This is a genomic window from Vibrio sp. vnigr-6D03 (assembly GCF_002835515.1).
GTDB lineage: Bacteria > Pseudomonadota > Gammaproteobacteria > Enterobacterales > Vibrionaceae > Vibrio > Vibrio penaeicida.
Genome location: NZ_PIZL01000016.1, coordinates 274651 through 285732 on the forward strand (window position 1 = coordinate 274651; position 11082 = coordinate 285732).

An 11082-nucleotide genomic window follows, 5' to 3' on the forward strand; every position below is an offset into this window, starting at 1 on the left:
TCGCCCTAAGGACTCTGTATGACGGAATCTCAATCCATTAAGTATCGATACTTAGCGTTAGCTGGAAACATTGGTCTTTTAGGCTGGGTTGCTTTATGGCAGATCAGCCTATCTCCTCATCCTCATATCAATAGCGTAACACTCGCACTTGCATGGTGTGTCCCACTGCTACTGCCCTTACCGGGTATTTTAGCAGGTAAGCCTTACACACACGCATGGGCTAATTTTGTTTTGATGTTGTATTTTCTGCATGCGCTGACCATTTTGTATGTTAATGAAGGCGAGCGATGGCTTGCGGTAGTGGAGCTTTTATTAACCACTATTGCCTTTGTAGGAAACACCCTTTATGCGCGGCAAAGAGGGAAAGAATTAGGCCTAAAACTCACGAAGCTTTCTGAAGTAGAGAAACAAGAAAAAGCACGTTTTGAGCAGTAGAGATTTGAAGAGTTAATGCTTGAGTAGTCAATCAAGCATCAAAAAAAGAAGAGCTCCCCATCGGAAGCTCTTCTTTTTTATGCATGTAATTCTATTGTGTGCGAACTTCTTTTAAAGACCAAGCCACTCATACACCAAGTCCGCTTTTTCTTCAGGAGTCGCTTCTTCGACGACTTCAGCACTAATGCTTGAAACGCCATCAATAGTAGACGACTCATCGGTCGCTGTATCACCTGTTTGTAAAGGGGCTTCTGACGTATCCCCTTCTACTGAAAGCTCATCGCTGACTAGCTGTTCTGTCATTTCACTTATAGCTACGTCTGTTTCCACTGCTCCCTCATCGGCGATTTCGGGTGCGACCAATTCAGGTTCGGCTGTTTGAGGATCGGTCGATTCTACTGGCGTACTTTCAACTAGTTGCTCTTCTTCATTTTCAACATAAGCGTCCAAAGTAAACGCTCTCACTTGTTTAAAGTTTTCTAACTCACGCTGAAAATCTACAACTGGAGCAAGTAAATTGACTTTAAAAGTGACATCGTTGCCTTTGATTTTTAAAATCTCTGTCGATGCAACCGAGTTCAAGCCTTCAAACAAAGACTCCAATTGGAAGAAATCGCGTGAACTTTTAACGTCCAAAAATTGAACTGTCACGCTTTCTGTCGATACATCCGAAACCTGAACCGCACTTTTACTCGCAAAGTAATCGCTGATGCTATCTACCACAGTTTGCAGTGTAGAGTTAAATTCACCTCGCTCCTGCCCCGACATAGGAGATTGCTGAGAACCAAGCATTTGCTCCGGCGATTGGTCAAACAAAGTCCAACGCACAGACGCTCTGCCTGAGCTTAAGTGTTGTACCCGGAGAACCAATACCGCATCCGCAGGATAACGTGAGCTGGCTCTACTGATTGGTTCAACAAAGGCTCCCCAGATCTCCGGTGCAGAGATTCCTGTTACATCATCAAAGTCACCAACTGGTACGGTAATGGGTAAGCCTCGAGAATCGGCATATTGGTTCAACAGTTTAGTAACGTTAGAGCCACTCTGCTCCCACACTATTTGGCGTTCATAGCGATCTTCTTCAATAATCCACATTAAAATGGAAGCGCGATTTTCAGACCAATATGGCAAGCCCGCCTGAGTCAATAACCCCTGAATTTGTCTTGGACTAAAAGCGACTTTTAACGTTTCTTGCCCATCTAATTGTCCGAAGCTAATTTGAAAAAGATAAGGGCCTGTGCTCTTTTTCGCTTTTTCGATAACCGGATTACTGGCAACGGTTTTTTGTCCAGATGCCTTAATAAGAACCTGCTCTAACCCTTGAGCTTTCGCAAGATCCTCTGCATTTTCTTCTTCAGTCAATACAATTTCAGATTGGAATACGTCCACTTTAGTTAAAGCAAAGCCAGGAAAAGCCAGCAAACTTAACAACAAACAAGCTATCCGATTCATAAATTCTCTGTCACAACGTGAATGAACCTCAAATGATAAGCAACTCTCAATGCCGGAGCAAGGAAACATCGCGAATACAGTGACATCCCCCTTCACTGGAATAATTACCCCTGTATACAAGATCTATAGATATTTTTTGACCCGTTTATCAATGCAATCGTTTTCTTAGTGATAAAATCCTGCAAATTTTAAAAATGGAAGAGAATCATGACTCAAATACTCCAAGGTACCCAAATGCTCTTTGTCGCATTTGGCGCACTCGTGCTCGTCCCCTTACTCACTGGGCTCGACCCTAGTGTGGCTCTGTTCGGCGCAGGCGTAGGCACCCTTTTATTCCAATTTATCACTCGCCGCACCGTTCCTATTTTCCTTGCATCCTCTTTCGCGTTTATTGCCCCAATCATGTATGGCGTACAAACGTGGGGGATTGCATCCACCATGGGTGGGCTTATGTGTGCAGGTTTGGTTTACGTCGCACTAGGAGCGGTGATCAAACTGAGGGGCGTTGGAATCGTCCATAAACTGTTACCTCCCGTCGTTGTTGGTCCGGTTATTATGGTGATTGGATTGGGGCTTGCACCAGTCGCGGTCAATATGGCTTTAGGGAAAACGGGCGATGGAGCGGTTCAGCTTATCGATGGTAATACCGCCCTTATTATTGCTTCTGCTTCTCTAGCCACCACCATTGCTATCAGTGTTTTTGCCAAGGGCTTCTTAAAGTTGCTGCCTATTTTTGGAGGCATCGCTGTCGGGTACTCGCTCAGCTTACTGTACGGAGTCGTCGACTTTACGCCTGTTGCTCAAGCAAGCTGGCTTTCCCTTCCCAATTTCACAACGCCAGAGTTCAACATTAATGCGATTCTTTTCATGATCCCGGTCGCCATTGCGCCAGCGGTTGAGCACGTGGGTGACATGCTCGCCATTTCCAATGTGACTGGAAAAGATTACCTCAAGAAGCCAGGGCTTCACCGCACCATTGCTGGGGACGGTGTCGCTACCATGGCGGCTTCTATGGTGGGTGCTCCACCAAACACAACGTACAGTGAAGTGACTGGCGCAGTGATGCTGACTAAAGCTTACAATCCAGTCATCATGACTTGGGCAGCGGTAACCGCGATTGTTCTTGCACTGGTAGGAAAACTAGGCGCTCTGCTACAAACCATCCCCGTTCCAGTGATGGGCGGCATTATGATTCTACTGTTCGGCTCCATCGCCACAGTCGGTTTGAATACGCTGATTAAAAATCACGTTGATCTCCACAAATCCCGAAACCTAGTGATTGTCGCGGTGACGTTAGTCTTTGGTATTGGCGGAATGGCTTTTGGGGTTGGTGAGTTCAGCCTTCAAGGCGTGAGCTTATGCGGTATCGTGGCCATTGCGTTAAACCTAATTTTACCTGAAGACATGGGTGAATCTCATGTCGTAGATAACGCTCAGATGGAAGAAGAAACAAGTAAATAGCCAAGCATCTGATAACAAATAGAGGCAGTAATGAATGACTGCCTCTATTTCCTTCTTAGTGCTGGCAAAGGTAGAAACTCTATAGCCACCCCTGACTTAAACAGTATTTCACTAATCCCGCCGTTGTTTTGATGTTCAGTTTCTTTTTCACTCGCAATCGATGTGTCTCAACCGTTCGGACGCTAATGCACAAGGTATTGGCGACAGATTTGTTGCACTCCCCTTCCGCAATCAACAGCAAAACGTCCTTTTCTCGCGGGGTTAGTTGCGTATTTACGTGGTCGTCATGTTGACTGAATGCTTGAAACAGTTGCTCTGAAATACCTTTGCTAAAGAAGGTCCCGCCACTCGCAATCACCTCCAATGCTTTAATCAGTTCATTCGAAGAAATGTCTTTGCAAATGTAGCCACTCGCTCCACATTTAATGGCCGACATGACGTATTCTTCTTCTTTGTGCATGCTCAAAATGACCACTTTTGAATTTGCACCCTGCTTATTCAAGGTTTCGAGTACTTCGATTCCTGTCATTTTTTCCATTGAAATGTCGGTAATCAAAATATCGGGCTCTTTTTCCAACGTCACTTCAACGGCTTCTACCCCATTCTCAGCGGTGCCGACAATTGAAAACTGTTCCTCACGGCGTAAACGCTCAACTAATGCGTCTTGGAGCAACGTATGATCATCCGCTAATACAATCGTAGTCATACTTCGTTCCTTTCATCGTCCATTGAAATCGCAAAGGTCACCCGAATTTCCGTTCCATCATCTGGGTCGCTGCTCACTTCTAGTTGTCCACCAATCAATTCTATTCGTTTACGGATGTTGGTCAGCCCCATACCTGATTCAATGGTCTTATTTCGATTTTCTACATCTGATAGGTCAAACCCTTTACCGTCATCCGCCACTGTGAAAACAATTTGAGATTTCTCTTCTTGAAGGACGATATCAATCGCGTTCGATTTTGAGTATTTCTCCGCATTGTGAATGGCTTCTTGAGCTACTCGGTAGAGCGCGTGTTCGACATTACGAGAACAAAGGCTTTCATCTATCTGGTGTTCGAAAACCACATCAATACCAGAACGTGTTCGGCATTCCTTTGCTAAATTCTCGATGGCGACCACCAGCCCAAAATCGTCTAATACAGCAGGGCGAAGCGCTTTCGAAATACGACGAATTTCGTCCATCGCAAGATCAACACTTTTCCGACCTAAGTCCGTTTGCATTAAGATTTGATCATTTGGGTTGGCGTTTTCTATATTTTCAAAACGCATTTTGGTGGACACTAAAATCTGATTGATTCCATCGCGTAACTCGCGAGAGACTCGTGCTCGCTCCTCTTCCTGCATGTCGATGAGTTGTTTGTTGAGCAAAACAAGCTGTTTATTGGCCAATTCACTGCGATTGATGTGTACCACACTGACCCACCCAGCAACCAAGACGCAGGCTAAAAAGATGAAGATGGACAGTTCCAATAGAAAGGAATCCAACTCGTGTTTTTGAACTGGTGAAATGGCTTTGAATTCATTATTTATATAAGTGTCTTCAGCCATTTCCTCTTGAACGGCTCTGGCCACTTTATCCGAATACTCTTGCGTGAACAGCGGATCGGTTTCGGTGTAGATGTGCGCCAAAATGTAAATCAACATCAGCAATATCGGTATCTGAGAAAGAACGATCGTTCTCTGCTTAAATCGATTTTCTTCTTCTGTCATTTTTCACGTCCTGTACGTAGTACTGCGTACATTTCATCCATGAATGTACGTCTACAAATTACGCTGTCTTACGAATTTAATAAATATTTACATATTCGTAACATAAAAACCAAGACATGGCATGCAAGGCGAAAAAATCGCCTAATTCAAGGAGTGAAGAATGAAAAAGCACATCGGAAAATCGGCCATTGCATTGGCAGTGACAGCCACGTTTATGGCATTACCTGCCCACGCAGATAAAGTTCTACTGAAAACCCCACTGGCTATTGGTACTCATTTGCCTGCGCTCGGTACGCCCATGAAATGGGTATCCAAGCAATTGCCCATTGCCTCAGGTGGTACCGTAAAAATGAAGATTTACGAACCGGGAAAATTGGTTGCGGCCAATGAAATCTTAGATGCAGTTTCTTCCGGTAAAGTAAATGCAGGCTATACCACCGCGGGTTACTGGAAAGGGAAAATTCCAGCTGCTCCGTTGTTTTCTGCCGTCCCTTTTGGTCCTGAAGCCCCAGAATATATGGCGTGGCTGTATTTCGGTAACGGTAATAAGCTTTACCAAGAAATGTATGACCAAGCTGGCTACAACGTCAAAGTATTGCCTTGTGCAATCAACTCACCAGAAACTTCTGGTTGGTTCGCCAAGCCCATCAATAAACCAGAAGATCTGAAAGGTCTCAATATGCGCTTCTTTGGGCTAGGTGCGCAAATCATGGAGAAGCTAGGTGTCAGCACCGTTCAACTGCCAGGCGGCGAGATTTTTGGGGCACTTGAGAAGGGGGCCATTGACGCCACCGAGTTTTCGCAGCCCGCCATCGATCACCGTTTAGGCTTCCATAAAATCGTGAAATACAACTATTTCCCTGGTTGGCACCAACAGTCGACAGTATGGGAGCTCCTGATCAACAAAGACACATGGAACAAAATGGACAGCGATCAACAATCGTCTGTTGAAACCGTTTGTATGGCATCCATGACCTACTCCATGGCTGAAGGTGAGTCGCTGCAATATGACGCAATGATAAAAGCTCAGGAAAACGGCGTTAAACAACTTTATTGGAACGACGACATGTTGAACCTGTTCGAAAGCACATGGCTCGAAGTGGTTGAAGAACAGAAGAAAGACGCCTTCTTCAACAAAGTATGGACGGATCTGACTCAGTTCCGTGCGAATTACAAAGTCTGGTCTGACAAAGCGTTTTTACCAAGAACGGGAGAGTAATCCCCATCGAAAAGTACACTCAAGCCGCACCCTTGTGGCTTGAGTGATTTCTACCGTTTTTCAAAAAGGTTCGTCGTTTTGAATCGTACTCACATTAACGCACCTGCTCCAATGGTCGACAGAATGGATGCGTTTATAAAAAAAGTAAGCCATGGCATTGCTTGGGTTTACGTAGGTTTAGTCTTGGTCATTTTAACTCAGGTTATTCTTCGAAAAGGGTTTTCCCATGGCTTGATCGCACTAGAGGAATTTCAGTGGCATTTGTACGCCATTGGCGTGTTGTTTGGTCTTGCGTACGCTGAAATCACCAATTCACATGTGCGCGTTGACATTTTTTATCATCGCTTCAGCGTAAAGGCTAAAGCTTGGATAGAGATTGTTAGCATCGTCTTGTTTCTTATGCCATTTATTCTGGTTGTATTCCTACACTCTATCGATTTTGTTTATGAGTCATGGCGGGTAAGCGAACGCTCTAACGCCCCATCTGGGCTGCCCTTCCGTTGGCTCATCAAATCAACCATCCCACTAGCCTTCTCATTACTCGCACTTGCGGGGCTTTCTAAGGTTATTCGCTCATTTGCCACAATTCGAAAAGGAGCCAACCGTGGAAATCAATGAAATTCTCATCATAAGCATGTTCGGCAGCTTTATCCTTTTGCTTTTTTTAGGCATCCCGGTGGCGTGGGTGCTGGGTGGAATTGGCATTATATTTGGCGGTCTGGCGTATTTCTCAGATCTGTACCTAGATACCATCACGGGACTCGACTTTCAAACGCTTGGGCTTTTGGTTAACCGCCTATATAAGATCATGGATAACTGGATCCTAGTCGCCTTGCCCATGTTCATCTTCATGGGAAATATGTTGGACAAGTCTGGGGTAGCTGATCGGCTGATGCTCTCTATGCAAGCGATGTTTGGAAAAGTACATGGTGGCTTAGCAATTACCGTTGTTTCTATTGGCATCATCTTAGCCGCATCAACCGGAATCATTGGCGCTTCCGTGGTGCTACTCGCAATGATGACCCTGCCTTCCATGCTCAAACAAGGCTACAGTAAACCTTTAGCGCTCGGAACCATTGCGTCTTCTGGTTGCCTTGGAATATTACTTCCCCCATCCATCATGTTGGTCATCATGGCGGATCAACTGGGATTATCGGTTGGTGATTTGTTCATGGCGGCGGTTTTCCCGGGGCTTGCACTTGGGGCAATGTACATATTCTATCTCCTCATTTCGGGGGTGCTAAAACCCAATGCACTGCCGTTACCGGATACCGCTGAAAAAGTATCCTTCAAAATTATCTGGCAAGTCGTCAAAGCAATCATCCCCACGTTACTGCTCATTCTTGCAGTGTTAGGGTCCATATTTGCAGGTATCGCCACACCAACTGAAGCATCCGGTGTTGGTGCGGCTGGAGCAACCTTACTGGCTATATACTACAAACGGTTTTCCCTCAAAATACTGAAAGAAGTCACCATTGAAAGCTATAAAACCACGGCTTACATCTTTGCCATTTTCATTGGGGCGACCTGCTTTTCACTAGTATTGCGAGAATTAGGGGGGGATGAGTTCATTGAAAGCATCTTTCAACAGCTCCCTTTAGGTCCCTACGGCATTATCGCTTTCATCCTTTTGATGGTGTTTCTTCTGGGATTTTTTCTTGATTGGATTGAAATCACGCTGATCATTTTACCGCTGTTGGCACCGGTTGTTGCGGGATTGGATCTGAACATTGGTCAATTTGCTGGCATCGATGACCCAACAACGGTTTGGTTTGTCATGCTTGTCGCCATGACGTTGCAAACCAGTTTCCTAACGCCACCGGTTGGATTCGCACTGTTTTACTTGAAAGGAGTGTGTCCACCAGAGATACAACTGTCGGATATATATAAAGGGGTAATACCATTTATTCTGTTGCAACTATTAGCATTGTTATTGATTTTATTCTGGCCGAGTATCGCGTTGTGGTTACCGTCTATCGCTTATAACTAAACGGATTATTTGCTTGATATAACTAGAAAGAAGGGGGACTTCTTCGGCTCGAAGCTCCGATTGGCACTGCATTGATTGGTGCGCTTTGTAGGAAACCCAGGCTAACCATTTAGCCTGGGTATTTTTTCTCTAGAAAAGAGTTAATAAACGGTACAGTTACTTAATTACTTAGTGCCGAAAATCTTATCGCCTGCATCACCAAGCCCAGGAACGATGTAGCCTTTGTCGTTAAGTTTTTCATCAATCGCAGCAGTGTAAAGCTCCACTTCTGGATGTGCTTTTTTCAATGCTTCTACACCTTCAGGCGCAGCAACCAGAACAAGTACCTTGATCGACTTACAGCCTTTTTCTTTTAAAAGATCAATGGTCGCAATCATCGAGCCGCCAGTCGCCAGCATTGGATCGACTACTAAGGCAATACGCTCATCAATATTTGACGCCAGTTTATTGAAGTACGGTACCGGTTCGAGCGTTTCTTCGTCACGGTAGATACCAACAACACTGATGCGTGCACTTGGCATATGTTCGAGTACACCGTCCATCATACCTAGACCTGCACGAAGGATTGGCACAACCGTTACTTTTTTACCTTTGATTTGATCCACTTCTACTGGACCATTCCACCCTTCAATCGTCACACGTTCCATTTCGAAATCCGCGGTGGCTTCATAAGTAAGTAGGCTACCTACTTCAGTCGCAAGCTCACGAAAACGTTTAGTGCTGATGTCACCTTCTCGCATTAAGCCCAGTTTGTGTTTAACTAATGGGTGCTTTACTTCAACAACTTTCATTTCCAACTCCAGCAAATTTTAATAAACTTTCAGATTATACCTAACTGGTCGGAATAGTTACAGAGTTGCAGACCTTTTACTTGCCTAGCTAACTGACTGTAAAAACAATAAGTACCCAGCCTTTACGTGGCTTGATTTGAGAGACAAAAACGCGAAGAAAAAAAACTGCGCAAACGTTTTCCTTTTCTTTTCAACCCCTGTTAGAATAGCGCCGTTTTTCACATCCAACCTATGACGAGGACATCCCCGTGAGTGGTAACAACTCTTCTCTAAGTTATAAAGACGCTGGTGTAGATATTGATGCTGGTAATGCTCTGGTAGACCGAATTAAAGGTGTGGTAAAGCGCACTCGTCGTCCTGAAGTAATGGGCGGTATTGGTGGCTTTGGCGCACTATGCGAATTACCAACTAAATACAATGAACCACTGCTAGTGTCTGGAACAGACGGCGTAGGCACGAAACTTCGCCTAGCATTGGATATGAAAAAACACGACACCATTGGTATCGACTTGGTTGCAATGTGTGTGAACGATCTTATCGTTCAAGGTGCAGAACCTCTTTTCTTCCTTGATTACTACGCAACAGGCAAACTAGATGTTGATACTGCAGCAGACGTAGTTGCGGGTATTGGCGAAGGCTGTATTCAAGCAGGCTGTGCGCTAATCGGTGGCGAAACCGCTGAAATGCCAGGCATGTACGAAGGCGAAGACTACGACGTTGCTGGCTTCTGTGTCGGTGTTGTAGAAAAGTCTGAAGTGATCGACGGTACTAAAGTTGCCGCTGGCGATGCACTGATTGCGGTAGGCTCTAGTGGTCCTCACTCAAACGGCTACTCTCTAGTCCGTAAGATTCTTGAAGTTTCTGAAGCGGATTTAAGCGAAGAGCTAAACGGACGCACGATTGGTGAGCAACTGCTTGAACCAACAAAAATTTACATTAAATCAGCACTTAAGATGATTGCAGAGCACGACATTCACGCGATCTCGCACATCACAGGTGGTGGTTTCTGGGAAAACATCCCACGCGTTCTTCCTGAAGGCACAAAAGCGGTTGTCGATGGCAACAGCTGGGAATGGCCGGCAATTTTCTCTTGGCTACAAGAGAAAGGCAACGTTGAAACTCATGAAATGTACCGTACCTTCAACTGTGGTGTTGGTCTGATTGTTGCTCTACCAAAAGACCAAGCAGCAGCGGCAGTTGAACTGCTTAAAGCAGAAGGCGAAAACGCTTGGGTTATCGGTGAAATCGCATCAGCAGCAGCTGGTGAAGAGCAAGTAGAGATTCGCTAAGCCATGAAAAATATCGTTGTCTTAATTTCCGGAAATGGCAGTAACTTACAGGCAGTGATTGACGCCTGTGAAAATGGAAGCATTGAAGGAAAAGTCAGCGCCGTTTTTTCTAACAAAGCTGACGCTTACGGATTGGAACGAGCAAAACGCAGCGGGATTGATGCCCGCGCTGTCAGCCACAAAGATTTTGAGTCGCGTGAGGCATTCGATTTAGCGCTAATGGGCGAAATCGACCAATACCAACCCGACTTAATCATTCTTGCTGGCTACATGCGTATTCTGAGTGAAGGATTTGTTCGTCACTATATGGGTAAGATGATCAACATCCACCCATCTCTTCTGCCGAAGTACCCTGGTTTAAACACTCATCAACGTGCAATAGATGCTGGCGATGAGGAACATGGAACCAGTGTTCACTTCGTTACAGAAGAGCTCGATGGCGGACCGGTTATTTTACAAGCAAAAGTCCCTGTGTTCGAAAACGATTCAGCGGAAACTTTAGCAGAGCGTATCCAAACTCAGGAACACCGTATCTACCCATTAGTTGCTCAATGGTTTGTAACCAACAGATTAGCGATGCAAGACGGTAAAGCGGTTTTGGATGGTCATATCCTAGGCGAGAATGGCTACGCGGAAGAATAAATTGCTAACATGTTTGTTGGCAGTGTTTATTCGAAAATACTTGATAGAAAAAAGGTGACCACTCGGTCACCTCAGATTGATGACGAACCC

Annotated in this window: 11 protein-coding genes; 7 read left to right on the forward strand and 4 right to left on the reverse strand. The window is 45.1% G+C overall.

The window, feature by feature from the left end; all coding sequences use genetic code 11:
* Window positions 1–18: 18 nt before the first annotated feature.
* Entirely contained in the window at window positions 19–435 is a 417-nt protein-coding gene (locus tag CW749_RS14255) for a DUF2069 domain-containing protein (RefSeq protein WP_101112919.1), read from the forward strand.
* A 111-nt stretch (window positions 436–546) separates the two neighbouring features.
* Here the strand turns inward: CW749_RS14255 and CW749_RS14260 are convergent, their stop codons facing one another.
* Entirely contained in the window at window positions 547–1887 is a 1341-nt protein-coding gene (locus CW749_RS14260; RefSeq protein ID WP_180958406.1) for a DUF2066 domain-containing protein, read from the reverse strand.
* Between the two features lie 207 nt (window positions 1888–2094).
* Here CW749_RS14260 and CW749_RS14265 point away from each other — a divergent pair, with 207 nt between their 5' ends.
* Window positions 2095–3348, forward strand: coding sequence for a uracil-xanthine permease family protein (locus CW749_RS14265; protein ID WP_101112921.1), 1254 nt, complete (start codon window positions 2095–2097; stop codon window positions 3346–3348).
* 79 nt (window positions 3349–3427) lie between these two features.
* Here the strand turns inward: CW749_RS14265 and CW749_RS14270 are convergent, their stop codons facing one another.
* Complete coding sequence (locus CW749_RS14270) at window positions 3428–4054, reverse strand: response regulator transcription factor (RefSeq protein ID WP_101112922.1); 627 nt, start codon at window positions 4052–4054, stop codon at window positions 3428–3430.
* Window positions 4051–5061 (reverse strand): ATP-binding protein, encoded by a 1011-nt coding sequence (locus CW749_RS14275; protein WP_101112923.1) that lies wholly within the window; start codon window positions 5059–5061, stop codon window positions 4051–4053. The genes CW749_RS14270 and CW749_RS14275 overlap by 4 nt, the downstream gene beginning before the upstream one ends.
* 214 nt (window positions 5062–5275) lie before the next feature.
* On the opposite strand from CW749_RS14275, the gene CW749_RS14280 reads away from it, so the two are divergent.
* The 3 genes from CW749_RS14280 to CW749_RS14290 all read left to right on the forward strand — a co-directional run bounded on the left by CW749_RS14280 (window position 5276) and on the right by CW749_RS14290 (window position 8270).
* Window positions 5276–6280: a TRAP transporter substrate-binding protein gene (locus tag CW749_RS14280; RefSeq protein ID WP_237322445.1), complete on the forward strand. Its 1005-nt coding sequence runs from the start codon at window positions 5276–5278 to the stop codon at window positions 6278–6280.
* A 78-nt stretch (window positions 6281–6358) separates the two neighbouring features.
* Entirely contained in the window at window positions 6359–6898 is a 540-nt protein-coding gene (locus CW749_RS14285; protein ID WP_343232613.1) for a TRAP transporter small permease subunit, read from the forward strand.
* Window positions 6885–8270: a TRAP transporter large permease subunit gene (locus CW749_RS14290; RefSeq protein ID WP_101112925.1), complete on the forward strand. Its 1386-nt coding sequence runs from the start codon at window positions 6885–6887 to the stop codon at window positions 8268–8270. The genes CW749_RS14285 and CW749_RS14290 overlap by 14 nt, the downstream gene beginning before the upstream one ends.
* A gap of 164 nt (window positions 8271–8434) precedes the next feature.
* On the opposite strand, the gene upp is transcribed toward CW749_RS14290, so the two are convergent.
* On the reverse strand, window positions 8435–9061 hold the full coding sequence (gene upp, locus CW749_RS14295) for a uracil phosphoribosyltransferase (RefSeq protein WP_101112926.1): 627 nt from the start codon (window positions 9059–9061) through the stop codon (window positions 8435–8437).
* Between the two features lie 248 nt (window positions 9062–9309).
* Between upp and purM the strand changes: the two genes are divergently transcribed.
* Complete coding sequence (gene purM, locus CW749_RS14300) at window positions 9310–10350, forward strand: phosphoribosylformylglycinamidine cyclo-ligase (RefSeq protein WP_101112927.1); 1041 nt, start codon at window positions 9310–9312, stop codon at window positions 10348–10350.
* 3 nt (window positions 10351–10353) lie between these two features.
* On the forward strand, window positions 10354–10992 hold the full coding sequence (purN, locus tag CW749_RS14305; protein ID WP_101112928.1) for a phosphoribosylglycinamide formyltransferase: 639 nt from the start codon (window positions 10354–10356) through the stop codon (window positions 10990–10992).
* Window positions 10993–11082 lie beyond the last annotated feature (90 nt).